At 33.2% G+C, this 26586-nt stretch carries 35 protein-coding genes and 1 pseudogene; 32 read left to right on the top strand and 4 right to left on the bottom strand.

From position 1 onward, the window contains the following. Positions 1 to 22 precede the first annotated feature (22 nt). Positions 23 to 646: a flavin reductase family protein gene (locus MHH64_RS07870; protein WP_303447710.1), complete on the bottom strand. Its 624-nt coding sequence runs from the start codon at positions 644 to 646 to the stop codon at positions 23 to 25. A gap of 94 nt (positions 647 to 740) precedes the next feature. Between MHH64_RS07870 and MHH64_RS07875 the strand changes: the two genes are divergently transcribed. The 8 genes from MHH64_RS07875 to MHH64_RS07910 all read left to right on the top strand — a co-directional run bounded on the left by MHH64_RS07875 (position 741) and on the right by MHH64_RS07910 (position 8485). Next, entirely contained in the window at positions 741 to 1421 is a 681-nt protein-coding gene (locus MHH64_RS07875) for a winged helix-turn-helix domain-containing protein (protein WP_303447709.1), read from the top strand. Positions 1422 to 1529: 108 nt separating this feature from the next. After that, positions 1530 to 2447 carry a LysR family transcriptional regulator gene (locus tag MHH64_RS07880; protein ID WP_340003011.1) on the top strand — a complete coding sequence of 306 codons (918 nt, stop codon included), beginning with the start codon at positions 1530 to 1532 and terminating at the stop codon, positions 2445 to 2447. Positions 2448 to 2557: 110 nt separating this feature from the next. After that, the gene (locus MHH64_RS07885) at positions 2558 to 3196 is read left to right on the top strand and encodes an HD domain-containing protein (RefSeq protein ID WP_095312730.1); all 639 of its coding nucleotides are present in this window, start codon (positions 2558 to 2560) and stop codon (positions 3194 to 3196) included. Positions 3197 to 3697: 501 nt separating this feature from the next. After that, the gene (locus tag MHH64_RS07890; protein WP_340003012.1) at positions 3698 to 5095 is read left to right on the top strand and encodes a right-handed parallel beta-helix repeat-containing protein; all 1398 of its coding nucleotides are present in this window, start codon (positions 3698 to 3700) and stop codon (positions 5093 to 5095) included. Between the two features lie 186 nt (positions 5096 to 5281). Continuing rightward, entirely contained in the window at positions 5282 to 5755 is a 474-nt protein-coding gene (locus MHH64_RS07895) for a stress protein (protein WP_118890143.1), read from the top strand. A 252-nt stretch (positions 5756 to 6007) separates the two neighbouring features. Then, positions 6008 to 6343 carry a hypothetical protein gene (locus MHH64_RS07900; RefSeq protein WP_118890144.1) on the top strand — a complete coding sequence of 112 codons (336 nt, stop codon included), beginning with the start codon at positions 6008 to 6010 and terminating at the stop codon, positions 6341 to 6343. Between the two features lie 485 nt (positions 6344 to 6828). Continuing rightward, on the top strand, positions 6829 to 7332 hold the full coding sequence (locus MHH64_RS07905) for a GNAT family N-acetyltransferase (protein WP_340003013.1): 504 nt from the start codon (positions 6829 to 6831) through the stop codon (positions 7330 to 7332). A 322-nt stretch (positions 7333 to 7654) separates the two neighbouring features. Beyond that, positions 7655 to 8485 carry a dihydrodipicolinate synthase family protein gene (locus MHH64_RS07910; protein ID WP_340003014.1) on the top strand — a complete coding sequence of 277 codons (831 nt, stop codon included), beginning with the start codon at positions 7655 to 7657 and terminating at the stop codon, positions 8483 to 8485. A 144-nt stretch (positions 8486 to 8629) separates the two neighbouring features. On the opposite strand, the gene MHH64_RS07915 is transcribed toward MHH64_RS07910, so the two are convergent. Further along, entirely contained in the window at positions 8630 to 8833 is a 204-nt protein-coding gene (locus tag MHH64_RS07915; RefSeq protein ID WP_340003015.1) for a hypothetical protein, read from the bottom strand. A gap of 196 nt (positions 8834 to 9029) precedes the next feature. Between MHH64_RS07915 and MHH64_RS07920 the strand changes: the two genes are divergently transcribed. Then, positions 9030 to 9482 (top strand): MarR family transcriptional regulator, encoded by a 453-nt coding sequence (locus MHH64_RS07920; protein WP_095312744.1) that lies wholly within the window; start codon positions 9030 to 9032, stop codon positions 9480 to 9482. Between the two features lie 22 nt (positions 9483 to 9504). Further along, the gene (locus tag MHH64_RS07925; RefSeq protein ID WP_303447699.1) at positions 9505 to 10023 is read left to right on the top strand and encodes a GNAT family N-acetyltransferase; all 519 of its coding nucleotides are present in this window, start codon (positions 9505 to 9507) and stop codon (positions 10021 to 10023) included. Between the two features lie 129 nt (positions 10024 to 10152). On the opposite strand, the gene MHH64_RS07930 is transcribed toward MHH64_RS07925, so the two are convergent. After that, positions 10153 to 11604: a PLP-dependent aminotransferase family protein gene (locus MHH64_RS07930; protein ID WP_340003267.1), complete on the bottom strand. Its 1452-nt coding sequence runs from the start codon at positions 11602 to 11604 to the stop codon at positions 10153 to 10155. Positions 11605 to 11733: 129 nt separating this feature from the next. Between MHH64_RS07930 and MHH64_RS07935 the strand changes: the two genes are divergently transcribed. The 17 genes and pseudogenes from MHH64_RS07935 (at position 11734) to MHH64_RS08015 (ending at position 21774) form a co-directional block, all read left to right on the top strand. Continuing rightward, a complete protein-coding gene (locus MHH64_RS07935) occupies positions 11734 to 12351 on the top strand; it encodes a LysE family transporter (protein ID WP_340003268.1) in 618 nt (205 codons plus the stop codon). A gap of 100 nt (positions 12352 to 12451) precedes the next feature. Continuing rightward, complete coding sequence (locus tag MHH64_RS07940; protein WP_340003016.1) at positions 12452 to 12850, top strand: hypothetical protein; 399 nt, start codon at positions 12452 to 12454, stop codon at positions 12848 to 12850. 233 nt (positions 12851 to 13083) lie between these two features. Further along, a complete protein-coding gene (locus MHH64_RS07945; RefSeq protein WP_340003017.1) occupies positions 13084 to 13569 on the top strand; it encodes a GNAT family N-acetyltransferase in 486 nt (161 codons plus the stop codon). A gap of 54 nt (positions 13570 to 13623) precedes the next feature. Then, complete coding sequence (locus MHH64_RS07950) at positions 13624 to 13815, top strand: hypothetical protein (protein ID WP_303447695.1); 192 nt, start codon at positions 13624 to 13626, stop codon at positions 13813 to 13815. A 126-nt stretch (positions 13816 to 13941) separates the two neighbouring features. Continuing rightward, the gene (locus tag MHH64_RS07955; protein WP_251659624.1) at positions 13942 to 14709 is read left to right on the top strand and encodes a hypothetical protein; all 768 of its coding nucleotides are present in this window, start codon (positions 13942 to 13944) and stop codon (positions 14707 to 14709) included. Between the two features lie 24 nt (positions 14710 to 14733). Next, positions 14734 to 14961 (top strand): hypothetical protein, encoded by a 228-nt coding sequence (locus tag MHH64_RS07960; protein ID WP_095312754.1) that lies wholly within the window; start codon positions 14734 to 14736, stop codon positions 14959 to 14961. Between the two features lie 61 nt (positions 14962 to 15022). Continuing rightward, entirely contained in the window at positions 15023 to 15520 is a 498-nt protein-coding gene (locus MHH64_RS07965) for a GNAT family N-acetyltransferase (protein ID WP_340003018.1), read from the top strand. A gap of 43 nt (positions 15521 to 15563) precedes the next feature. Beyond that, on the top strand, positions 15564 to 15800 hold the full coding sequence (locus MHH64_RS07970; protein WP_340003019.1) for a hypothetical protein: 237 nt from the start codon (positions 15564 to 15566) through the stop codon (positions 15798 to 15800). A gap of 141 nt (positions 15801 to 15941) precedes the next feature. After that, positions 15942 to 16523 carry a DUF4256 domain-containing protein gene (locus MHH64_RS07975; protein ID WP_251659628.1) on the top strand — a complete coding sequence of 194 codons (582 nt, stop codon included), beginning with the start codon at positions 15942 to 15944 and terminating at the stop codon, positions 16521 to 16523. A 274-nt stretch (positions 16524 to 16797) separates the two neighbouring features. Further along, complete coding sequence (locus tag MHH64_RS07980; RefSeq protein WP_340003020.1) at positions 16798 to 17373, top strand: LysE family transporter; 576 nt, start codon at positions 16798 to 16800, stop codon at positions 17371 to 17373. A gap of 24 nt (positions 17374 to 17397) precedes the next feature. Then, the gene (locus MHH64_RS07985) at positions 17398 to 18174 is read left to right on the top strand and encodes an AraC family transcriptional regulator (RefSeq protein WP_340003021.1); all 777 of its coding nucleotides are present in this window, start codon (positions 17398 to 17400) and stop codon (positions 18172 to 18174) included. A 43-nt stretch (positions 18175 to 18217) separates the two neighbouring features. After that, positions 18218 to 19180, top strand: a complete 963-nt coding sequence (locus MHH64_RS07990; protein ID WP_340003022.1) for an MBL fold metallo-hydrolase — start codon at positions 18218 to 18220, stop codon at positions 19178 to 19180. Between the two features lie 78 nt (positions 19181 to 19258). After that, positions 19259 to 19645, top strand: coding sequence for an enoyl-CoA hydratase (locus tag MHH64_RS07995; protein WP_340003023.1), 387 nt, complete (start codon positions 19259 to 19261; stop codon positions 19643 to 19645). A 215-nt stretch (positions 19646 to 19860) separates the two neighbouring features. Continuing rightward, positions 19861 to 20655 (top strand): aminoglycoside adenylyltransferase domain-containing protein, encoded by a 795-nt coding sequence (locus tag MHH64_RS08000; RefSeq protein WP_340003024.1) that lies wholly within the window; start codon positions 19861 to 19863, stop codon positions 20653 to 20655. 84 nt (positions 20656 to 20739) lie between these two features. Beyond that, positions 20740 to 21015 carry a hypothetical protein gene (locus tag MHH64_RS08005; RefSeq protein WP_340003025.1) on the top strand — a complete coding sequence of 92 codons (276 nt, stop codon included), beginning with the start codon at positions 20740 to 20742 and terminating at the stop codon, positions 21013 to 21015. A gap of 15 nt (positions 21016 to 21030) precedes the next feature. Further along, positions 21031 to 21175, top strand: a pseudogene (locus MHH64_RS08010) (RidA family protein); the annotation flags it as partial. A 38-nt stretch (positions 21176 to 21213) separates the two neighbouring features. Continuing rightward, entirely contained in the window at positions 21214 to 21774 is a 561-nt protein-coding gene (locus tag MHH64_RS08015) for a GNAT family N-acetyltransferase (protein WP_340003026.1), read from the top strand. A gap of 244 nt (positions 21775 to 22018) precedes the next feature. Here MHH64_RS08015 and MHH64_RS08020 read toward each other — a convergent pair whose 3' ends face one another. After that, positions 22019 to 22474 carry a YfmQ family protein gene (locus MHH64_RS08020; RefSeq protein ID WP_340003027.1) on the bottom strand — a complete coding sequence of 152 codons (456 nt, stop codon included), beginning with the start codon at positions 22472 to 22474 and terminating at the stop codon, positions 22019 to 22021. A 174-nt stretch (positions 22475 to 22648) separates the two neighbouring features. Between MHH64_RS08020 and MHH64_RS08025 the strand changes: the two genes are divergently transcribed. The 5 genes from MHH64_RS08025 to MHH64_RS08045 all read left to right on the top strand — a co-directional run bounded on the left by MHH64_RS08025 (position 22649) and on the right by MHH64_RS08045 (position 26565). Next, the gene (locus MHH64_RS08025) at positions 22649 to 23413 is read left to right on the top strand and encodes a methyltransferase domain-containing protein (RefSeq protein ID WP_340003028.1); all 765 of its coding nucleotides are present in this window, start codon (positions 22649 to 22651) and stop codon (positions 23411 to 23413) included. Between the two features lie 116 nt (positions 23414 to 23529). Further along, positions 23530 to 24228 (top strand): peptidase E, encoded by a 699-nt coding sequence (locus MHH64_RS08030; protein ID WP_340003029.1) that lies wholly within the window; start codon positions 23530 to 23532, stop codon positions 24226 to 24228. 239 nt (positions 24229 to 24467) lie between these two features. Continuing rightward, complete coding sequence (locus MHH64_RS08035; protein WP_340003030.1) at positions 24468 to 25166, top strand: DJ-1/PfpI family protein; 699 nt, start codon at positions 24468 to 24470, stop codon at positions 25164 to 25166. Between the two features lie 33 nt (positions 25167 to 25199). Then, a complete protein-coding gene (gene fosM / locus MHH64_RS08040; protein WP_340003031.1) occupies positions 25200 to 25622 on the top strand; it encodes a FosM family fosfomycin resistance protein in 423 nt (140 codons plus the stop codon). Positions 25623 to 25680: 58 nt separating this feature from the next. Next, positions 25681 to 26565 carry an alpha/beta fold hydrolase gene (locus MHH64_RS08045; RefSeq protein ID WP_340003032.1) on the top strand — a complete coding sequence of 295 codons (885 nt, stop codon included), beginning with the start codon at positions 25681 to 25683 and terminating at the stop codon, positions 26563 to 26565. Positions 26566 to 26586: the final 21 nt, after the last annotated feature.

Below are 26586 nucleotides of genomic sequence, written 5' to 3' on the forward strand. Positions count from 1 at the left end.
TGATTATGAAAAATGAAACCTATCAAGTTTCTGAACGGAACGTTTTTCCTACTTCTCTTCCTAATTCAAAGTAATGCCTAAAATTATAAATTAGAGGACTCCATTTTGATGGATTGATATAATTTTCATTTTGTATAATACTTTCATTAGCATGGAAATGTAATACTTGTGTTTCAACAATAGCAAACAATGAATTATATTCAGGGATGCGAATATTTTTAACTGCTGCTTCAATTTGAATCGGACATTCTTCAATACGAGTAGGTAAAACAGTTTTTGATTTTAAAGGTGTTAACTCTGCTGATACGTATTTATCCTTTTTATAAGTGAATCCAATCTCTTTCTTATAAGATGGTACATTCTTTTTACCAGTGTAAGAAGAGATTTTTTCAATGTTTTCCCAATGGTTTGGGCTGGGTAAATTGATGACACACTCTTTATGTCTATCTAAGTTTTCTATCGCTTTTCCTTCAAGCCCTATTCCGAGAACAATGCAGTCACCTAATGCCCAAGAAGAAGACATTGGGCTAATGTTCGTTGTTCCATCTTCATTTAACGTGTTAAGAAGCAGTGTTGGTGTCCCATAATACATAATGTTAGGTTTTATTTCTTTAAAACTATCCGTATCCTTTTCTTTAATAATCAAGTGTTTTCTTCCTCCTTTAAATTTAGCTCACAATTGGATTATAATAGAATAACATTTCCACTATCATCGAAATATGAATGCGAGGAGAATAAAAGTGAATCCGAATATCTCAAAAATAGCTTCGCTAATATCTGATCCAACTCGCTCTTCTATTCTGCTTAGTCTTATGGATGGAAGAATACATCCTGCTAGTGAACTGGCTTATACTGCAAAAGTAAAACCTCAAACAGCTAGTTTTCACCTGCAAAAAATGCTTGAAGCAAATCTTGTTAGTGTGGAAAGGCATGGAAGACATCGTTATTATAAGTTGACTAGCAGTGACGCAGCAAAAGTGATTGAGCAGATGTTAATTATCTCACCGAACTCTCCTGTAACCTCATTAAGGGATTCAAGAGAAAAAAGTGCTATACATTTCGCTAGAACTTGTTACGATCATTTAGCTGGTTATATTGGTGTGCAAATTACAAATTCTTTAATAGAACAAGGTTTTATAAAAAAGGTAGATATGAATTATGAGGTAACATCAGAAGGCTTCCAATTTTTTCAGGAGTTTGGAATTGATTTAGAAGAACAAAAGAAAAAGCGTAGAGCATATGCCCGGTGTTGTCTAGATTGGAGTGAGCGTGAGCATCATATTGCGGGAGCTCTGGGTAATGCGTTGCTACTAAAGATGCTCGAATTAAATTGGATAACACGTATGCCTAAAATACGTGCTATTAAAGTAACGCCAAGCGGAAAGGTTGAATTAGAGAAACATTTTAAAATGCAATTATGAAGATGATCTATAACCTTTTGAAGAAATAGGAATGGAGGTAATTTATAATAGATTCTAAGTTATGTCTTCATACTAATAAAAGAGAAAAAGGAGTGAAATGCTATCGAATTGCGACATTTAGAATATTTTTTAATGATTTGTAAAGAACTGCATTTTACAAGAGCAGCTGGAAAATTAGGAATTTCCCAACCAACTTTAAGCCATCAAATTAAGATGCTAGAACAAGAGGTAGGATATCCACTATTTAACCGTGTTGGCAAGAAAATTGAGCTTACAAAGGTTGGGGAGATTGTACAACAAGAAGCATTGAATATTAAAGGTTCGCTGCAAAGCATGTCGTCTCAAATTGAAGCATTTACGAAAGTGGAAATCGGAGAATTGAAAATTGCTGTGTTACCAGGAGAAATAACCGATTTGGTATCAACTTTGTGCATTCAATTTAACCAGCTATATCCGAACATTAATGTGTCCATCCTAACAACTGATCAGGTGGAAAAGGCCGTTCTAGAAAATCGAGCTGATTTTGGTATTAGTTTTCAACTTAATCAATGTGATAGGTTGCAAGTGACGAAGCTGTATGATGAAGAATTTTACCTGATTAGTAATCAGCGCAATGAAGAGGATCGGGTTTCATTTTCCACAGTTTCAGAATTGCCTCTGATTTTATTTCCAAATATGCATCAATGCAGAAAAATACTTGATATAGCGAGTAAGGAAGTTGACAAACAATTACATCCTATTGTGGAAACATCTAGTATTCAATCTATCTTGAATTTAGTCCGAAGTGGTGTTGGCCGTAGTGTTGTTTCACGTACATTATATGATTTTTATGACACAGGGGATTTATTTTTTCAGCATATTGAGAAACCGGTTTTGACAAAGGAAGTTTATCTCGTGATGAAAAAGAATTGTTTTATTAATTATGCAGCACGTAAATATATTACGTTATTAGTACGTGAAATCGAAAAACTGCATTTTCCCACAGAGAAAGATGCGGTTACTTCTATACAGAGCTCTGTACTATAGTTTTTATCTATCATTATGATAGATATGATGTAATAGACAAATGATGAAGTCCTCTTTACAATGAAGACAACTCATGGAATGAGAAATTATATTGTAAAGGGGTTTTAATCATGCAACAAACAATAGCAGGTATCAAAATTCCAGATTCCAGGTTGGCAAAAGATGCAGCCGATATATTACGTGAGTATGGGAATGACCTATTGTGGAATCATTCCAATCGTGTATTCTTATTTGGTGCAGTAAACGGGGAAAAAGCGAAGCAGAATTATGATTTAGAGTTATTATACATTAGTGCTTTATTCCATGATTTAGGCTTGACTAAAAAATACAGTAGTGCAGATTTACGGTTTGAAGTAGATGGTGCAAATGCAGCAAGAAGTTTCCTCCAGCAGTATAAAATTCCAAATGATTCGATTCAGCTTGTATGGGATGCGATTGCTTTGCACACGACACCCGGAGTTGCTGAGCATAAAGAATCTGAAGTTGCATTGCTCTTTCATGGCGTTGGTTTAGATGTTATGGGTGATGGCTTTGAACAGTTCCCGGAAGACTTGCGTGAAGATATTATAAAAGCGTTCCCTCGTAACAATTTCAAAAAGGAAATTATTCCAGCGTTTTATGATGGATTTAAACATAAACCCGAAACAACTTTCGGCAATATGAAAGAAGATGTTGTTCAATATTTTAGACCCGAATATAAAAATAAGAATTTCTGTCAATGCATTTTACATTCCCCGTGGTCAGAATAAGCAATTGAATTGACAGGAGGTTAACGATAATCTACTTAAAAGTCGGTTTCCACTATCAATTCGATTATACTATTAATAAAGAATAATCAATAGTAGGGGCAGATTCGATAAGAATTTACCCCACTCCTTTAATGTAATCCTTCAATCCATTGTGCAATAAGTGTCTCAAGCTTTCTTTTTCCAACCTCTTTTCCTACTGCTCTCTATTAAGAAACACGCTTTATATTTCAGTAGAGTGATGAAACAAAATCTATTGATAACTCTCTGCAACATGCCAGCCCCAACTGTTAAATAATCAGCTAGAGGGAGTTCCATATAGGAACTATCTGAATGAATTTACTAGGTAGTACATTGAAAAATGATATACTGAAAATAGTTAACAAAAACTTTGTGATCAAATTCACTTAAACTATAAGGGCGGTTTATTGGGAAAAAATAGATTAGATGACTAATTTCCCTTATTAAAGAAAATAGAGATGTATATGAGAAGGGAATGTTTTAATGAAGAAATTCTATTTTATCCTCTTGGCTGCAGCTGCTATCATGATTGTTTTAGTTTTTAGCAATATATTTGATAAGCAAGATCAAGCTATTTACGTTGCTAAAAATGGGGATGATCAAAATGCTGGTACAAAATCAAAACCATTTCGCACACTAAAAAAAGCAGCGTCAGAAGCAATTGCGGGGACTACCGTCCACATACGAGAAGGAAAGTATAATGAAAAGCTTCTTGTTAAACATAGTGGCACCAAATCAGAACCAATTACTTTTAAATCCTACAACAATGAGAAGGTTGTTCTTAGTGGGATAGATCTAAAGGATGCTGAAGGGGATACATCCTTAGTTACGATAAATAGTAAAAACTACGTGACGATTAGTGGACTAATTATCCAGGATTTATCTACTGATTTGGCAGATGAAACAGTGATGGGGATTTATGTAACAGGATCTAGCAACCATATTACATTAGAAAATAACAATGTGCAGCGGATTGAAACCAATGCAGATGATGGGAATGGCCATGGGATCGCTATATACGGAACAGATCCAATGAAGGATATAAATATTTTGAATAACACGATAGAAGATTTAAAACTCGGTTCAAGTGAATCTCTTGTTCTAAATGGAAATATTGACGGTTTTAAAGTGGAAAATAACATAGTTCGCAGGAGTGATAATATTGGGATTGACCTGATTGGTTATGAAGGCGTCTCTAATGATAGAAAGATGGACTACGTGCGCAATGGAGTAGTAAAAAATAATCAAGTTTATGAAATATCCTCTTACGGCAATCCGTCTTATGGGGAAGATTACTCTGCTGGCGGAATTTATGTAGATGGTGGAAAGAATATAATCATTGAAAAGAATACGATTTATAAAAGTGATATTGGAATTGAAGCAACCTCTGAGCATGCTAAAAAATACGCTGATAACATTAAGATAATGAACAATATTATTTACGACAACTTTTACACTGGGATATCGATTGGTGGGTATGATGAAAATCGGGGTGGTACAATAAATTCTACTATCTCAAAAAATATTCTTTATCGAAATGACACGAAGGGGCTGGGTGGGGGACAGCTTTTATTACAACATGATACAAAAAACAATGTAATAGAAAGAAATATATTAACCGCTGGGCCATCACGGATTTTTATTGCCAACGATTTTATAACAAATCAAGAGAATAAACTGCAAAAGAATGTATTTCATAAAGAGAAAGAAGAAAAGGGTATTTGGATATGGAAAGAGGAAGCATATACATCTTTTCCTAAATTCAAAAAGGCTTCAAAAAGTGATGAGCAATCCATTTATTTAGATCCAAGATATCAAAATGCAAACAAATATGATTTTAGGCTGAAAAAAGATTCACCCGCAAGAAAAATTGTAGACTAATTTTGTATTCTAATAATCTAGCTCTTTTAGATTTTAAAACGGCGATTACTACATATAGGCTTTGTTATTATTTTTCATTGTTTTTCCTAGATGTATATAAATGTTAAATCATCCTCTTTATTTTGTTTTAAATTTAAGATAACGGGTAGAGGGCTATGTAAAACAAAAATTAAAGGAGGAGATCGAATGAGAAAAGCGAAACGAGTTGTTGTAACTTCTGCATTAGGGATAGCCGTGTTAGCGACGCCATTAGCTCTGCCGACTTTAGGGGGTTCTACAGGTTCCGCAGAGGCAGCAGAGGTCAGTGGAGAAATAACTGTTGATCCTGTGGCTATTGGACAAGCTATTGAAGATGCTAAGAAATCAGCTGACAATAGAAGTGGCTTTGTAAAGGGAGCGATGGAAAAAGCATTCTTTGAAGCAGGCCAGCAATATAATGTAATGGTGATGAATTTGAGTCAAGGTTATAATTCCAATCAATTGCAAGGTGTACACTTCTTTGATACGGTAAATTACGATGGCATTACATTCGGAGTCTGGGTGTTTGAAGAAGGAACATTCATTAACGAAGGTGATGGAGGTTACGATAATTGGGCCTTCAGAGGTTGGTTTGAACGAACTGGAGACGACGAGAAAACGGTCAATTTTCATAGACCTTAAATACAAATAGAATTGAAGATGAATATGGAGTAGTGTCGGGAAAATGCAGGTTTACAAAGTTAAGGAAATCCAAATAACAAAAGCCAGATTTCTCGCACTGAGAAATTTGGCTTTTGTTACTTTAAAGTACTACCCTTCACCAAATGAAACACATTTTTGAAATATAAAGTAGGATTCCAATTAATGATAATTTAAAAATCAATATTATGTTAATATGGAACTGGACTGATTAAAAAAGGAAGGCAATGCACAATGGAATTCAATTTTGGTGATTTTGCTATCGTTCTCCCACCTTTACACATTACGATTATCGCAATAATTATTATTTTCTTTTTAGTAAGGTGGAGCAGGCAATTAGAAACAAGGCGTTTTACGGTCTTCTTTTATTTTTTGATTAGCACTTACATTGTTCCAATCTTTTCTCGCAGTACAGAAGAAGGTGTTTTTGAGTTATGGATTCCCTTGGGGTTTATAGTCGTTTTCTTTTACTTGTTTCGCAACAAAAGAAACCATCCGTCTAAAATAAAGGCAAGTCTTTTAGGGTTTTCCATAGCATTATATCAGTTAATTCTTCAATATATCGGGTAGTTTTTAATTCTACTAACAGGTAACTATTACATATTACACAGAGCTATTTTAAGAATTTGGAGTGATATGATGGCACGATATTATATTGCAGTGACATATGATGTTTGCGAACATGATAATCTATATCAAGATATGAACGAATATCCTTTAGATTTGTCCATTGATATAGATAAGCAAATAAAGGAATTTGCAAATGTGGATGTAGCTCCCTTAATAAAGATTTATGAATCAGATACATGTGACCTTAAAGAGTTAAGATTCTACAGAGAGTATAAATTCAAAGAATATGAATGTAGTTGTAAACAGTAGCTTTTTATTAGGATAAGAATGGATAGAACGGGATCATCAATCGATGGTCTCTTCTTTCTGGTAAATTTCAGAAATTTGCAATTAAAATGTTGTTTATTATGATATTATTTTTTTATAGATATGAACGGAGCGGGACTGTTTAAGAAGAATTTTAAAATGGAAAGAAGGTTTTGAGATTGGCAATTATCTCTGAAAGACTGGTATTTCGTCCCTATAATGATGGTGATTTTGAATTTCTTATGTCCTTGCTGTCGGATCCTGAAGTAGTCAGATACATTGGAAACGGAAAAACAAGGGATAGAAACGGTGGTAAGGACTTTTTAAATTGGATTTATAATACATATGAATTTTGTGAAGATATGGGTTTAATGGTTTTAGTTAATAAAGAAGATAATACTTTAATTGGACATGCGGGTTTAGTTCCACAAACAATTGATGGTAATAAGGAAATCGAAATTGGTTATTGGATATCTCGTAAATATTGGGGAAAAGGATACGCAACAGAATCAGCTAAGGCATTATTAAAATATGGAAATAAACAATTTGACAGACAACGATTTATCGCATTGATTCAACCTAATAATTTTACTTCTCAAAAAGTAGCAATAAAACTAGGAATGGAAATAGATAAAAAAATTATATTAGGTGGGAAAGATGTAAATGTATATGCTACCAAGTAGGCAATGTTTGTTTACTATTAGTGTAATAACAGGGGTGCAGCTTGTTAAACACTATAATGAGAAATAAGGATTAATGATGTAAGAACTTCTTAACCCTTTTTCAAGGCGTTGTAAAATAAATTCCTATTAGTGTTAGGGATTGGGTTACTAAATATAAAGTATAATATTCATCCATAAGAAGAAATCTACTCTCTATAATAATTATATATTGAATAGCAAATACCCATGACTAAATTTAGAGGAATTATTGCTCTTTTTATAGAAATGAAATCATTAGGTATTAAACTATCTTGTAGATATAAAGAATAAAGGAGATAAAATAATGCTATCAGAAAAAGTCCATATTGCTGTGCCAACAGCTTTTTTTGAAGATGAATCTGTAAATATTCAAGGGACAATCAGCCATATAAGAGACCTGTTTAAAAAAGGAGTAAAATCTGTTCTTGTCTCTGGTAGTACTGGAGAACAGCATAGTCTTAGCCTCCAAGAGAAAATTGAAATAATAAATGCTTTAGAACTGGAAGAAGAACTTATTGGTAATATGGAAATTATATTTGGAGTGGCTTCAATTAGACAGAAAGAGGCAGAGGAATTAGCTGAGAAGATTCGTCATACAAAAATATCTGGTATCATGCTTGGGTATCCGCCGTATGTTTTACCTACACAAGAAGAAGCATGCGTTTATGCAAAGAGGATTATACACCTTAGTAATAAACCTGCAATTTTATATAACAATCCAAAAAGGACTGGATTTGATTTATCAGAAAAAAGTATTATTCAATTAAGTAAGGTAGACTTAGTGATTGGCATAAAAGATGCTGGCAATAAAGAAAAAGTTGAACGAATAAAAAATGGTATCCATAGAAATGATTTTTATTTTTATGCTGGTGGAGAAGTGGATGTAGAAGAAAAAGTATTACATGGATATGATCGTCTTTCTTCTATTGCTGGGAATGTTTCCCCGGCAGAAATTAGTCAATGGTTTCAAAAACTGCTCATGAAGCAAAAAGTAAGCAAACAAGAAAGCGATACAATAGAAAATATAATGGAACAAGTTTTTCAAGGAAATGCTATTGTAAATCTGAAGAAAATAATAAATCATAAAGGTATTCCAATAGGGATTTGCAGGAGCCCAATAGGAAATATTTATTAGATGGGAATAAGGAGCTGCAGCAGCTGTTTCGGAAATTCTTAAGAGTACGGTAAATAATCCAAAAGAGATGTTTGCTCTATGCTTGCATCTCTATTTAGGTACTCATATATTTCTAAATTTTCTTTCCCAAACTCCTCTATTAATTTAGTCATATTTTTTATTTAATACTCTACCTATGAACATAAATAGACGAATAAAAACTACAGTTAAGATACATTTAAAAAGTCTATCTCCCCAATTTATCGGCTGATCTTTTAAATAGTCTATAAAACCTGCTAATCCCAATATAAATAAAACACCAAAAATAAAGAGTAAAATTTCTTTTAAAATGATATTTGCCTTTAACATGAAGTTCAACTCCAATTGTAATAAAAATTCTTCTTAGTCTGTTTAGTTTAAACTATCTTTTTCTAGAATTATAGGGTTGGATTACAATTTTTAAGATGCTATAATAGATATAATTTTGTTGTAAATACAACAATTATAAGATAAAATCAGTACATACAATTTATTGCATTTGCAACCAAAAGAGAAGGAGCGTATTATGAAAGAAATTCTTAGAGAAATTGGAATGATAGCAAGAGCGTTAGATTCTATAAGCAATATTGAATTTAAAGAATATGAGCTAACAAAAGGACAATATTTGTATCTTGTACGAATATGTGAAAATCCAGGAATCATCCAAGAAAAGTTAGCCGAAATGATAAAAGTAGATCGAACATCGGCAGCTCGTGCTATAAAAAAACTTGAACTAAATGGCTTTATTCAAAAGGAAAAAGATAATCATAACAAAAAAATTAAAAGGCTTTTCCCAACCGAGAAAGGGATTAACATTTATCCTTTTATTAAAAGAGAAAATGAATATTCAAATAGCATTGCATTAGAGGGACTATCCGAAAGTGAAACAGATACCATGTTCAATTTACTTCAAAGAGTTAGAAAGAATATAGAAAAAGACTGGGAACTTGTAAAAAAGGGAAACAAGCGGAACTATTGATTTATGAAGGGAGACATAAAAAGTGACTATAAGTTTTACAAAATGCACCCCTGAAGAGTTACATACACTTCAAGAGATTAGTTATGAAACATTTAATGACACATTTAAACATCAAAATTCACCTGAAAATATGAAATCCTATTTGGATAGTGCATTTAGCATAAAACAATTAGAGAAAGAATTATCCAATACTGATTCAGAATTCTTTTTCGTTTATTATAATAATAAAATCGCTGGTTATTTAAAGGTCAATACCGATGAGGGACAATCTGAAGAGATGGGTGATGCATCTTTTGAAATTGAGCGAATTTATATAAAGAAAGAATTCCAAAAGCATGGTCTTGGTAAATATCTATTAAATAAAGCTACCGAGATTGCTATGGAACGCAATAAAAATAAAATCTGGCTAGGTGTATGGGAAAAAAATGAAAATGCCCTTGCTTTTTATAAGAGAATGGGGTTCGTTCAAACTGGAGCACACTCTTTTTATATGGGTGATGAGGAACAGGTAGACTTTATAATGGCAAAAAAGCTTCAATAAAGTTAATGACCATACTATAGAAATAATGAAAACCAAAAAAGGAGAGTGAGCCCTTATCTCCTTTTTTTTATTAGTTTGATAATGCATTTCATAATTTATTCAACGTGATAATGATCCCCCTTAAATTCCTTAATCCCTATTTTCCTTAATGAGTTGTGAAAGTTTTATTAGCCCTTTTTCAAGTTGCTTAGGTGTCGCATACGAATAGGAGATTCGAATATGAGAAGAATCATTCCGATCATAGATATTGCCTGGATTTAGTAATATACCTTCCTTCAAAGCCTTCTTAAACAATTTATCCATAGGTCCTTTCACATTTAATTTGAGCCAAATATAAAAACCACCTTCTGGATTATTCCAGGTTGCAACCTCTGAAAAATATTTATCGAGAATATGAAGTGTTAAATCTCTGCGGACTTTCAACTCTTTTCTTATATGAATAATATGTTTATCATACAAGCCGCTTGCAAGCCATTCGGCAACAGCAAATTGCGATAATGAACTAGATCCATAATCGGTTTGCATTTTAATATCAGACAAGCGGTCTATTACTGGTTCTGGTCCGACAAGCCAGCCAATTCGTAAACCAGGACTCAATGTTTTGGACATGCTCCCCATGTATAAAACAAGTCCTTGTTTATCCTGCGCTTTTAGTGGCTTTGGTATAGGTTGCTCAAACCAAATATCGCCATAAACATCATCTTCCAGAATCGGTAGCCTTTCTTTACTACAAACATCCAAAAGTTGTTTTCTTCTATTATTAGACATTAAAATGCCTGTAGGGTTGTGAAAAGAGGGAATGGTATAAAACAACGTACCATTATGTTGTCGTTTTAATCTTCCTAATAAATCTGTTTTAACACCTTCATTATCCATTGGAATTTCGAATAAATTCATTCCAGCAGATTGAAATACATTGACAGATGTTAAATAAGATGGTGTTTCATGAAAAATGGTAGAACCTTTATGTAATAGACCTAGAGAGACTAACTGTAACGCTTGTAGTCCACCAGAAACAATTAAAACAGATGGTGGAGTTACTTCAATACCTTTTGTTTTCAAATGGTTGCAGATCGTTTCTCGCAAATACAGCGTTCCTTTTGGTTCTGTATAGCCAAGCGAAAGAGCTTGTTCTGTTTTTCTATGAAAGATACTTTTCATCTGCTTAGATGGCATTAGTTCAGGTGATAGTTCACCTGTTCCGAGACGAATAATATCGGATCTGATTTCTGCTTTATTGATATCTTGTATAATTGATTGATTTGGTTGATGTGTACCTGATTTTACATAATTTCTCCAATCAGGTGGTGAAGTAGAGGAAATGATACTCCACGTATTATTAATCACTACGGTCCCTCTACCCACTTTTGATTCAATTAACCCATCAGCAGCCAATTCGTCAAGAGCGGTAACAATGGTACTTCGGTTCACTTTAAACTCATGAGCTAATCTTCTTTGTGGAGGGATTTTTGTACCTAATGTCCACTCACCATTCATAATTTTCTTTTTCATAAATTCGTATATTTGTTGATATAAAGGAATTTTTGAAGATTCGTTTGGTTTCCATTCAAGGTTATACATATCCATATGCGCTCCTGTTTTTCTTTTATTATAACTGATTGGTTGGTGTTACTTCCAACCAATTGGTTGGAGACTTTAATTTATTCTTTCTTTAAAATGTTTTCATAGACAGAAGGAGGAAAAGTGATGATTGAAGCGTTTATTCATGGAGCAGCATTAGCTTTAGGTTTAATTTTACCTCTTGGGGTACAAAATGTATTTATTTTTAATCAAGGAGCTACACACGAAAGATTTCTAAGAACAATACCAGCCATTTTAACAGCGGCTATTTGTGATACGATTTTAATAATTTTAGCAGTTGCAGGTGTATCGATAATTGTGTTTCGTTTTGAGTGGCTAACGAATCTGATATTTATAATTGGATTTTTCTTTCTAGTTTATATGGGGTGGTCTATATTAAAAAACGATATTGAAAAAGGAGAAAAACAAAACAAGCATGTATATTTTACTACGAAGCGCCAGATTACATTTGCAGCCTCCGTTTCGTTGCTTAATCCCCATGCTATTATTGATATTATAGCAGTGATTGGACCCAATTCATTGACATATAACGGATATAATTTAGTGGTTTTTACTGTATCTTGTATTGGTGTTTCTTGGATTTGGTTCTTCGGATTGGCAACTGCAGGGAGACTTTTTGGAAAGGTTGATTCAACTGGCAAATTGGTGAAGCGATTCAATCAAGTATCAGCATTTATTATATGGGGGATGGCTGTTTATATTGGGATTAAAGTTATAGGTGGGTAGTAGCGATTACCATAATTAAAATCATCGATTCCGTATATTTATTAATCAAATTGGAAATTACTTATATCTAAATTGATTAATAAAGGATCGATGGTATACAATGTCTAGTCATAATTATAAAAAGGCGATATTGTACTCTCAAAGAATTATGGAAGAAAATTGTAATGTTGCTGAAATAGAGGATGATATTATAAAGCACTTGCATGAAAAAAATTTTGAAGTAGTTAAGAAATTTTCAGACCTTGGCTATCAAAACCTTATGCGTACTGGCTTAAATGAATTAATTAAATATCTTATGAATACGGATCAAACTATTGATTTAGTTGCATTTTATTCATTCGATTATCTAGGAAGAGATAAAGCGAGACTTAACTATGTAATGCCAAGAATAAAAAAGTATGTAACACGGGTAATGTTAATCGAAAACCAACCTAGTTTGTATCGTAATAGCAAACTGAAACTTCAGTTCAATCAAGATATATGGAAAAAGATTATATAGCCGATTGCCTTGCCAGATTAGGTGGTAAGGCAATTTTTGTGGTTTCAGGACAGCAAAATGGATGTATTTGAAGTCTTAATTTGAGATTAATTTTCAAATAATTATGATAAAATAAGCGTAAGGTTCTTACAGAATTATTTTAAAAGAAAACGAAAGTAAATATAGAAGTGAGATTTTTAGAGTCATAGTATGTGTAATTAAATATAATTAAATAGTCGGAGGAGTGAATAGATTTGTTTGAAACGGAGAGATGTTGTATGAATGTCTTTAAGAAAACAGATCATGCCGATGTGAAAAAACTATTTTTGAATGAGGATGTAAGAAAATACCTCGGTGGTATACGCGATGAAGTATCAATCTCAGGGGCGTTAAATAGTATGCTGAATCCTCCTGACAATGCTTTTTACTGGGTGGTTAGAGAAAAACAAAAAGATAAATTTATTGGCTTAGTTTCTTTAGGTTTGCATCATGATGGTATATTTCATGAAGTTTCATATCAACTATTGCCAAATTGGTGGGGGAAAGGATATGGGAAAGAAGCAGTACAATTGATTATTCGTTTCGCACTAAATGATTTAAAACTAAAAAAGATAGTTGCTGAAACACAAACAGCTAATAAAAGTTCTTGCAAGCTCTTAGAAAAATTAGGAATGCAATTAGAATACAAGGTTATCAGGTTTGGTGCTGAACAAGCAGTTTACTCGATAAAATCATCTTAGAAATTTGTCTCTAAACAACAATATAGAATTATCATGAATCCTTAGGAGGTCATCATGAAGTTTTATATTTTTAATAAAGATAGTGGTAAAAAGGTTCCAAAATCTAATTCAGATTTTATTATGTCTCGTATTATTCAAACAGATAAGATAACTAACATTGGATGTATGCACTTAGATAGAAAAGGTATTTATTGTGGGCTATCATCAAGCGGTAGTGCTTCGACTACTTTTAAATGGAGAGGGTAATGTCCTTAATGAAGTAGATGAGTATTTTAAGTCTTTAAAGAAATAGGATATCTTTATAGTTTATAGGCTTAGCTTCATTAGGTTCACATCATGAAGGTGTTTTTTTGCAGAGGAGGTGTTCTAATATTGCTTAAACAAAACCTAATAAAAGCATTTCTATACCTGACTACAAAGCTAGCAGGTGCTGGATTTTTATATCTCGTAATGTCTGGTTATCTATTAATTTCAACTGGTTTTGATTTGTATGAGTTTGTTGAAGAAATATCTCATGGATTTCTATGGTTCGTTGTTTACGTGTACGGCATTTTGTGTTCCATAATTATTGATTTACTTACATATAAGATTTCCAAGAAACACTTTTCTGTAAAAATCTTGCTCTATGTCGTTGCAGGTTATGCTTTTTTCATCGTACGTGAGATAAATGTCATAATGCTCATTGCTGGAACAGTCGGAGCGTTGTGCTCAATCATATTTTATGTTGGGGCTTATAATTCTTTCCGTTTTCAATCGTTTAAATATGCAGTGATCATAGCGCCTTTATTTGTTACCATGCTAATGAATTTTGACTTTACGGAAAAGGAACAGTGGGTTGAGGTAAGAAGTGATCATACATATATAGCAACATTTGAATATTTTAATGGAAAACATGAAATACCATTTCATGTAAAGGAAGGTCAAGCCATTACCGTTTTTCATGATTTTAAAAATACAAATGGGGGTGGACATGGATTTCATTTCCTGAGTGGGAAAAATAATGTAATCGGAATGACAGAAGTTAGTGAGAAGAAGGTGAAATTAGAGGTTCAGGATTCTGGTGTTTACAGTATGGTTGTAACGGGGGATGATGTCAAAGGAAGCTTTCTCGTAACTTGGGAAATAGATGAAGATGGTTAATAATAAATAGACGTAGCGATAGTAGTGGATGAAATAAACCAGAAAAAGGGCTGCTATAATGAAAATAACATTTCGTTTGAGGTCCATTACTTTTTAGTGAGAATTGTTGGCGGGAAAAGAAAAATCCAAGATCCAGATAATTTAATTTATGATATTGCTTGGAAAAACATAGATGATTTAAAGAAAATCGATTTATCTTTTCCTGAGGATAGAGGTTTCTTGATAAGCTATATGAAAAACGACCCATATTAAGCTAGAAAAGTTACTAACAGAGCAACTATTGTACCTAGTTAGGAAAGAGGTTAAAGGCAAGATGATATCATTAAGAAATGTGCGAACGACAGATTTAGAGCAGCTGTTACAGATTGAGAATGAAGGCTTTTCAAAAGAAGAGGCTGCTACAAAAGAAGCATTTATCGAGAGGATTCAACTGATACCCGATACGTTTATTGTGGCGGAAAGAGAAGGAGAGCTACTTGGTTATATTAATGGTCCGATTATTCACCAACCGTATATAACCGATGACCTTTTTGAGCAAATTAAGGAAAATCAGACAAAAGGCGGTTATCAGAGTATCTTAGGATTAGCGGTGTCCAAACATGCAAGGAATCAAGGAATAGCAAAGATATTAATGGAGAAAATGGAAGAGGTTGTAAAAGAAAATGATAGGGAGGGAATCACATTAACCTGCAAACAGGAATTAGTTTCTTTTTATGAAAAACTTGGATTTGCTAACCATGGTGTTTCGGAATCAAAGCATGGTGGAGTGCGGTGGTATAACTTGGTCAAATTAAAAGAAAATATGAATTAAATCTTTTCTGAGCAGTGTATTAGGAGACTTAGGAGGGCTTAAATTGAAAGATACAGCAGATACGTCAGAGTTTGAAGATACGTTAAATGCGGTGGATAATCTAACAGAGGAAGATGCCAAAGCATTTTTGAAATTAATATATGCTAATATAGATATTTTCAAAAATGGAAATGGAAACTATACAATTGAAAAACTAATAGAAGAAATCTCGTCTTTTTACAGTCAAAAGATAATAAGGACAGTTGAATTAAGAAATGCTATAAAAGAGGAATCCAGATAGGACAAGTTAGGGTTTCTAATGAAAATAATTAGAGGTCCTAATTTATAAAAAGTTTGATACAATGATGCTAAATGATGAATTACATTAATTAATGTACAAGAATAGATTTGTAAACTGAATCTATCTATTAGGAGGAAACATATGACACAGAAAAATACAAACAGCGTTAACAAGGACATAGCTTCAGAAGAGCGTGAAGAACTACTCAACGTATTGAAAGCTCGTTTTGAGAAAAACATGCATCGCCATCAAGGGATTGAATGGGAGGATGTCCAAGCAAAGCTGGATGCCAATCCCCAAAAGCTTTGGTCTCTAAATGAAATGGAAAAAAGCAGTGGTGAACCAGATGTTGTTGGTTATGTTAAAGAGACGGATGAGTATATTTTTTATGATTGTTCAGCGGAAAGTCCAAAAGGTCGCAGGAGTGTTTGCTATGACCGTGAGGCACTGGAGGCTAGGAAAAAGCACAAACCAGAAAATAGTGCTATGGATATGGCAACAGTCATGGGAATTGAACTTTTAACAGAAGAACAATATCGCGAGCTGCAGAAACTTGAAGATGTCGATAAGAAAACATCGAGTTGGGTGCAAACCCCTGCTAACATTAGAAAACTTGGTGGAGCTCTATTTTGTGATCGCCGTTACGACACTGTCTTTGTTTATCATAATGGTGCAGATTCTTACTATGGTGCAAGGGGATTCCGTGGCTCACTGAGGGTCTAGGTTTTACAGGTAGCAAAAGTCAATTTTGTATGTCGATTTTCGATAATGAAAAACGAACTTGCAGAGCAGAATGCCAGAAAGGAGAAACATGTTCTTATTTAAAAGTAACGTGTTTCTCCTTTCTTTATCAGAAAATCCTCGTCTACATTTTAATGCAAGTGTATCAGAAGAGTTTCCACTTTGTTACATAGTCCTGCAATAATATACTATATCCAATAAAACCTTTAGATGTATATTTATATGAAAACTACAAACTTGAAAAGGAGTTTTCATCATGGATATTACATCTTTTATTATATACTGCTTTATTGTGACGGTGACCCCAGGGCCTACGAATATCGTCATCTTATCCACCGTACATAATTACGGATCCAAAAAAGCAATGGAGTATACGTATGGAGCAACGATTGCTTTTGGATTGTTACTAGGAATTTCAGCTATGTTGAATACGGTATTGTTAACGGTCATACCAAAAATTTTAATTGGTATGCAGATTATCGGAACTGTTTATATGTTATATCTTTCTTACCAAATTTATAAAATGGATACATCCGAAACAAAGGACAATAAAACAGGAACCTTTACTACTGGTTTTCTGATGCAATTTTTAAATCCAAAAGTAGTACTATTTACAATGACTGTCATTCCCAGCTTTATTTTGCCATATTATAACGACATGCCAGCGGTAACGATAAGTGTTATAGTTATAACGATCATAGGTTTATTAGCATTTATTATATGGGTTCTTTTCGGTGCAATCTTCAAGAAGTTTCTACAAAAGCATAATAAGGTTGTTCATGTAATCATGGCATTAAGTCTAGTTTATGCTACAGTCATGATCTGGATATAGGACAGCGTACAAGAGGTGAGTCAAGTGGATAAATTTATATATAAAAAAGCAGCAGGAATCATGGCGTTGTCAGCTAGTTTCACAGAGTTTAAGTATAAAAAGCACGCTCATCAAGAATATGCAATCGGTGTTACATTGCGTGGCATCCAACAATATCATTTAGATGGCAGCTTACAGTTATCATATCCGAATGGTGTTATGCTTTTTAATCCCGAACAAGTACATGACGGAATGGCACATGATGAGAATGGTCTTGATTATGTCATGTTATATATTAATCCACAATTGCTCTTAGAGGTAACTGGAAAAAAAGAAATCGTATTGTTCCGGACTCCCATTGTGTATGATTTTAAACTTGAACAAAGCGTCTTAAATCTAGCCAATGCAATATCCAGCGGAAAAGATGAGGCGTTGTGCAGTGAATTATTCTACTCCCTCACAGATAGTCTAATACAAACAGATCTCTCGGCAGATTTTAAGAAAGATCATAAATTAATAAAAAAGGCGAAAGAGATACTTCATTCGGACTTGGGAAAAGTCCTTAAATTGGAAGCGATTAGTAGTGAGTTAAATCTATCAAAATTTCAGTTTATCAGGTTGTTCAAATCTCATACTGGAATTACGCCATACCAATACTTTCTGAATTACAAGATTGAACGTGCTAAGCAGTTAATAGATGAAAAACGAGATATTTATGCGGCAGTAGCTGAATATGGTTTTGTAGATCTAACGCATTTAAACAAGCACTTTAAAAGTGTATATGGAATAACAGCATTTGAGTATATGTCTTATTTAAAATGAGGAGAATCTTTATACATCACCTAAATTTCAGGAGGATGAATTTATGAAACATCCTAAAATTATTTTCTATGAGCGAAAATTCCCAAGTGCAAATATGATTCTTATCAAGGATCAATTTCCAATCCTTGTTGATACAGGATTTGGAAGTGAGGCAAAAGAAACAGAGCAAATCATTAAAGATGCAGGCATTTCCCCAGAAGGATTACATTTGATTGTGAACACGCATTATCATAGTGATCATGTAGGAGGAAATTCTCATCTCCAAAGAAAATTTGGAGTGAAAATTGCTGCCCATAAATGGGAAGCAAATTTAATTAATACTCGTGATACAGAGGCTTGCAGTGCTGGATGGTTAGATCAGCCTGTAGAACCTTACGAAGTTGATTTGCAGCTTTCTGATAACGATGAAATTCGTACAGGAAACAGAAGTTTTAAAGTCTTGCATACACCAGGACACACGCTGGGACATATTTCTTTATATGAACCTGAAGAAGAGGTATTCATTTGTGGGGATCTTTTTCACAGTAATGATGTCGGCTGGTTGAACATCTTTAGGGAGGGTGTTTCATCCATTCAGCGCTCTTTAGAAAGTGTAGAGCGGGTGGCCAAGCTTAATATTAGGCAGGCATATTCCGGGCATGGGCCACAAATTAAGGACCCTATTCATTCGATTAATACAGCAAGGAGACGACTTGAAAAGTGGCTCAAAGATCCAGAGAAAGTTTCTTGGCATGCTTCTAAAAGGATTTTTGCATTTACATTAATGATGAAAAATGGATTGCAAAAAGATGAGGTTGATAATTACTTATTAAATTGTGGTTGGTTTCAAGATTTTGCGCGCTACAGTTTCAAGCTTCAAGCAGAAGAATTTATCCCAGTTCTGATAGATGAAATGATTCGATCCGGAGCAGCAAGCTGGCATAACAATTATTTAATTGCTACAGCTCCCTATACGGATCCGCAAAAGGAATGGATCGATAAGAATAGCAAGCCGAAAGATTGGTGAACTAAGGTTTTTATTTAAAAATAATTTTCGGATTTTTTTGTTAAATGACCACCAAATAATGACTTAGGAGGAATTTAATTGAATTTAAAAATTGGAGATATTATTCAATTTGAACGGACATTTACAAAGGAAGAGGTTGAACTATTTACAAAAATATCGATGGACGAAGGGAAACACCATACGAATCCCGATGAGTTAGGAAGACTTGTCGTTCAAGGACTGTTAACTGCTACATTACCAACAAAAATTGGTGGAGATTACAACGTACTGGCTCGCACCATGAATTTTGAATTTTTCAGATCTGTTTTTACAGGAGATACAATAAGTTGTGCGGTAACGATTGAAAAGCTAGAAAAGAAAGATACGAAGAGAATGTCGATTATGGCAACTTTCAAATGTATGAATCAAAATGAGAAACAAGTATTAGGTGGGAATTTTGCAGGAGTTATTTTAACGAGGGATTAGTTCAAACATCAACCAAAATATTATATTAGTTCAATTACACTTCCTATTTCGTGTTCATATCCAATAAAATCCCGGGCTTTTGTTAAGAGCCCGGGAATTTTTATGATAATAAATATTTTGAAAATATGATAAAATAAATTTGATTTATAAAGATATGGAAATAGTGTACTTAAACAGACAGAATTAGTTTAATAAGACACTAGGTGGGATTTTTTATGGATAGTTGGAATACTTGTACATCTGAGATAAAAGTTTTTGTTTTACTTCTTTTACGTGAGGTCCAAAAAATATTAAAAGATGAATTTATCGGGTTTTATTTACACGGTTCTTTAGCGATGGGGGGATTCAACCCTATAAAAAGTGATATTGATATTATAGTTGTTACGAGAGAATCTGTGGCTGTTGAAACTAAAAGAGAACTAGCACAATTATTTCTAAGCAACTCGAAGAATCCTTTTCCAATTGAAATAAGTATTTTGAATGAAAAACAATTAAAAATTTGGCAGCACCCCTCTGCATATGATTTTCACTACAGTGAATCTTGGAGGGAACGTTATAAATACGATTTGGAAATGGAAACAAATCGATATTTAAATGATCAGGTCCAAACCGATCCTGACTTAGCTGCACATATAATCATAATTACAGCCAGAGGAATATGTATAGGTGGAAAACCTATTGCAGAAGTTTTTCCTTTCGTGCCACGTTCTCACTATATATCTTCTATTATGGGAGATTTTGAAGACTGTATAGAAAATATTAAAAAGAAACCAGTATATTGTACATTAAATATGATTAGGGTGTTTTGGTATCTAAAAGAAGGTGTTATTTCATCGAAGAAAGAAGCTGGTAATTGGGAATTGTTATCCTTACCAAATGAGATGCATCCTTCCATTCAAAAAGTGATTAATAGCTATTTGAACGAAAATGAAGTATATAACTATGAGGAAACGGAACTTCTATTATTTAAAAACTATATAGTCAGTAATGTACGTGATTTATTGAAATGAAACAGTGATTGTGAAATTAACGGTGAATCAAATACATTTATCGTAGGGTTATAAAAAAGAAAATAAAGAGGAGCTGGTCAGTAAATGATAACGATTAAGAGAGTATCCCGATTTATTTACTTTTTGATCACGGGAATACTATTAATACCATTAACATTATTTTTTGCTTCTGGAGGAATCGCAGAAAATTATTATGATGGGACTCAATTTTCAGCTCCTGAATTCTTTTGGCTAATTGCTATTTGGGGGATTGGATTGCTTGTGCACTTTAAGTGGCTTTGGGCTGGGGTTATTATTACAAGCCTTCCAGTTTTCTATCTCTATGTAACAATGTATCTCGTCGGTTATACTAATTTCTGATAATGAAAATAGGGTCTTGATGCTGCTGAAATGGAGATTAAAGACCTAACAAAATTGGTATTCTACTTAGTTGGAGATAGGAGATTTTCTTAGAGAACACCTTCCATGTACTACAATGATTTTTGTGGCATCGCTAGCAATACCTCAGTTTAAATTATAGATTGATGCATGGGCTTGAAGATATAAAGGGGGAAAATAATGAACTATAAAGAAACAGAAAAAAACCTAGAAACGAATAGATTACTTCTACGCCTATTTAATGAATCTGATGTTCCAGAAGTTACGAGACTTTGCAATAATTACAATCTCTATAAAAATACTTTATATTTACCTTATCCATATTCCATAGAAGATGCTTTATCATGGATTGAAAATCATCTTGAAAATTTTAATGATAATAAATTATATGAATTTGCGATTACAGATAATGTTACTGGAAAATTATATGGAGCAATAGCATTAACGAACAATCAAAGGTTTGAAAATGGTGAAATTGCTTATTGGGTGGGGGAAGAATATTGGGGATATGGCTATGCTACGGAGGCATCTAAAGCTATACTCGAATTTGCTTTTATTGAAAAACAATATCATAAACTATTTGCTCGATGCTTTGCTTCAAATATAGCATCAAGCAGAGTTATCGAAAAATTAGGCATGAAAAAAGAAGGTGTCTTAAGAGATCAAGTTATCAAGGAAAATAATTATATAGATCTTGTTTATTATGGAATTCTTAAACAGGAATTTGATTTCAACCAATAGTTGGGTTATTTGTAAAGTGTGTAACTATTGATAAAGAAAGGTAATGCAATATGAACTAATATCTAAAGCAAAGTTTGAAGCTCTATGTTATCAAATTAAATCCCAGGTTTCTAATAAAAGCCTGGAATTTTTATGATAATAAATATTTTGAAAATATGATAAACTGGATTTGGTTTATAAAGATTTGCAATTACGTCCTTAATAGAAAATTTAATAAGACAAGGTGAGATCAAAGAAATAAAATTTAAGCTGTTTCAATTCTATTGTATGAAGTAGTAAATCTTTGTAAATAATCAGATCTAAGATTATAGGAAGCAACTTTCTTCTTCCGTTGTTTAACTACTAAAATATGGTCATCGTTACCGTCACAATAAACAAAGAAATTCATTTCTTTGTTTCTGCCTTTTATGTTGATGACAAATGGAATAACATCTGTTTCTGGATTTAGAAACAGTTTCTCATTTCCTTTGAATATCGGATTACGATTTAAGAACAGAGCTTCATTAAAATAGTCAGTAAATCTATCTTTTTCTTCAATATGTAAGTCTTTTCCGTTAATTGATACAGTAATATCTTTTGAATCAAGTTTTGGGTGAAGTTCGAATTTACTTAAAAACCATCCAACAAGTGCACTTGGGGGACATGTTAAAAATTTTAAAATTGCACCAATCACGATAACGAGAATAGTCGTCCATATCAATTCATATCAACTCCTTGAAATAATATATGGTTAATTGATCGGCCTATAGGATCACTTTAGATAATAGATTAAGATTATCACAAAAAATGTATTTTAAGTTTGACAAACTTTCAACATTTAAGTTGAAAGTAAATAGTAAAGTCTAAAAATGCTAAAAGCAAAGGAGAAAAGTATATGCTGGGTTACTATAATAAAATTTCTTCAGAAGTTTACGATATAGACAAATATATAGGTCTTTCATTTGGAGATGTAGAATTTTATAGCGATAGATTAGCTGCTTGTAAGGGCAGCATACTTGAACCAGGTGTAGGGACTGGTAGAATTCTTATTCCACTTTTAGAAAAGGGGTTGTATGTTGATGGCTTTGATGTTTCTGAAGAAATGCTAAAAATATGTCGTACTAACTGTGAAAAAAGAGGGGTAATCCCTAAAAAACTATTTAAAGGGGAAATGGAGTCAGTTTCATTAGATGCACAGTATGAAGCCATTATTGTGCCAACTGGTACATTTCTGCTATTGCATAGAAGAGAAGATTCAATACAAGCATTAAAAAATTTTTATAATCATCTTTCTAATGGAGGCAGGCTAATCTTAGATATCTTTTTACAAACTGATTTGGAGATTGACAAAGTCTCAACAAGAACTTGGGAATCTAAAAATGGTTATATTATCACATTAGAACATAAAGTAGTTGAAGTTGATTATATAAACCAATATTCAATATCGCATCATCGGTACGAAAAATGGAGTAATGGTGAACTTCTACAAACAGAATTAGAACGATTTCCAGTTCGTTGGTATGGAATTGAAGAATTTAAACTACTTCTGGAACAAATTGGGTTCGAAGATATAATAATATCAGCTGATTATAAGTATGGACAACATCCAACTAAATCAAGTCAAATAATTACATTTGAAGCTGTTGCTAATAAGGCGTAACAATTTTTATTAATTAGTGTTCTTACGAAAGAGTTGTCGTTTCTAAAACTTCATTACTATTGTGCCAAAAGGTGAGCTGAATCAAATAAGCCTAGAGAATGGAGGGAATTAAACAGATGAGACAAGTGATCGCTCTTGGTGGCGGTGGGTTCTCAATGGAGCCAGAAAATTCATTGTTAGATTTATATGTGCTTCAGCAATCAGGCAAGATAAATCCAAAGATTTGCTTCATTCCTACTGCAAGTGGAGACTCGGATATCTATATATCAAGGTATTATAACTTCTTTAATAAACAAATATGTATACCATCACACCTTTCATTGTTTAAACCGCAAACAAGAGACCTGGAAAGCTTTCTATTAGAGAACGATATAATTTATGTTGGTGGCGGTAACACCAAAAATTTACTGATTTTATGGAAAGAGTGGGGATTAGATACGATATTAAGAAGGGCTTGGGAACAAGGTGTTGTATTAGCTGGAATTAGTGCTGGTTCAATTTGTTGGTTTGAAGAAGGGGTTACGGATTCATTTGGGGATGGTCTTGAGCCATTAACTTGTCTAGGTTTCCTAAAGGGCAGCAATTGCCCGCATTATGATGGAGAATTAAATAGAAGACCTGCATATCAAAATCTTGTAGCTAAAAGTAAAATAAAACCTGGTATTGCTACTGATGATGGGGTTGCACTTCATTATATTGACCAAAAATTAAGTGAAATCGTTAGTTCAAGACCCAATGCCAAAGCTTATAAGGTTTACTTTAATGAAGAAATAAAAGAAGTAGAATTGAAGACAAAATTTCTAGGTGTTCATTGATGAATAGGTGGGAGGAGGGAGAAGATGCAAAAGTACATAAACAGAACGAATATAATTATATTTTTATTGGGAATTATAACGTATTTTATAATTTCTACGATCGTAAAACTAATATGGTAATATCTTTGAAACGTAAAAGTTAATATGTTGGTTTCAGAGAAAACATTTCAAGGTTCATTCTGCAGAAGCGGGAAGGCAAAATGTATTTTCGTAGCGAAGCTAAAAAAATGGAGGAAGATATGAAAATAATTATCTATTTATATAATGGAATAACAATGCTTGATGCCATTGGCCCGTATGAAGTTTTAAGGAACATGCCGGATGCAGAAGTATACTTTGTTGCTGAAAAAATAGGTGAAATAAAGGCTGATTCTGGCATTATCGATTTGAATGTGAAATATAGCATCGATGATATGAAAAGTGCAGATGTTTTAATAATACCGGGTTCAACGATAGCGTTTGTTAAGGAAATGAAAAACGAGAAAGTATTGAAATGGATCAAGGAAGTAGATAAAACGACAAAATGGACTACATCTGTATGTACGGGTTCTATGATACTGGCTTCAGCAGGTTTACTTACTGGATTAAAAGCAACATCACATTGGAAGCCAATCAATCTTCTAAAGGATTTTGGAGTTACACCAGTTAGAGAGAGAGTCGTTGAACAAGGAAAGTATATAACAGCTGCAGGAGTCTCCGCAGGTATAGACATGGCGTTATATCTAGTGAATAAAATTGTGGGAGAAGATGAAACGAAAGCTATTCAACTTGCGATAGAATATGACCCACAGCCGATAGTTGACTCTGGAAATTACTCGAATGCAGATGAAAGAATTAGAAAAATAGCAGAAAAGAAATTAACAAAAGATGCAACAAAAGGACTTGGATTACTGGGTATGATAAAAAACTCAAAAGATATTCTTAAAATGATTAAATAGATTAAACGGATAGATTTTTTGGGAGTGATAAAGGTGTCGATAAAAGGTCTAAATCATTTTTTATTTTCCGTTTCTAATTTAGAAAAGTCTATTGCATTTTATCAAAATGTATTCGATGCGAAGCTGTTAGTAAAGGGAAGAAGCACTGCCTACTTTGACTTAAATGGAATGTGGCTTGCTCTCAATCAAGAGAAAGATATCCCTCGTAATGAAATAAGCCACTCTTACACACATATTGCTTTTTCAATTGAAGAACAGGAATTCGATAAGATGTACGACAAGCTAAACAGATTAAATGTAAATATATTGTCAGGTCGACCGAGAGATGAGCGAGATAAAAAGTCTATTTATTTTACGGATCCGGATGGGCATAAATTTGAATTTCATACAGGGACATTACAAGATAGATTGGATTACTATAAGCAAGAGAAAACACATATGGAATTTTTTGATTGAATAGGTTGGTATTTAGATTAAATAGCTTTAACTAGGGGGGAGAAATATAAGAAAGTTTTTGATAGTAAATAATAACAAAATAGAAATTCTTCAAAAAGGGGATAAAGGTACCCCTATAATTATTCTTATCGGAATGGGTTGTTCTTTTTATGAATGGTATGAGGTAACAGAATCAATAAGTAGATCAAACAGAATCATAATGTTTCATAGACCTGGTCTTGGTCAAAGTGAAATTGGTAATGAAATTCGTAATACACAGGCCGTAGTGAATGATCTAACTGAAATCATATCTCAGCTCAAAATCTATGAACCTGTCATTTTGGTTGGTCACTCATATGGTGGGCTATGCGCTCAGCATTTTGCAATTGAGTATCCTGATAAAGTTAAGGGATTAGTATTAGTAGATTCAACTTCTGTTGATTTGAAAGAATTAGACGACTTAAATTTGCCTGTTTTAGATGAAGAGGGAACAGATGAAAAGTGGATGGAAAAATGTTCTTCCTATTCTATTATGGAACAGGAAGAATTAAGAAAAGTAATAAACCCTTCTCTTACTGAAAAGCAGAAGCATCTCCCTATCTATATTCAACAATTGCTAATTGACTTTCAAATAAATCCTTATCTTTATAAAGCAATGTATTCTGAAATTAAAAATTGGAAAAATGACGCTAAGATAATTAAGAGTTTAGGGAAGTTTCCTGATATCCCGTTAATCGTTATTGGTCGAGATAAAGAGTATAACATTAAGCTGGGGACTATGGATGGTTTGCCTGAGAGGGAGCTAAGATTACTGGAAGAGAAGTGGCAGGAACTTATTGTCAACCAAGCTAAACTTAGCCAAAATAGTGAATTGATATTTGCTAAAGAATCAAGTCATTCAATTCATCTGGATAGACCAGAAGTAATCGTTCATTCACTTAGAAGTATAATTAACAATTATTAAGTACTAGAATATCCCGTGGAG

Source organism: Oceanobacillus sp. FSL K6-0127 (assembly GCF_037983385.1).
Taxonomy (GTDB): domain Bacteria; phylum Bacillota; class Bacilli; order Bacillales; family Amphibacillaceae; genus Oceanobacillus; species Oceanobacillus profundus.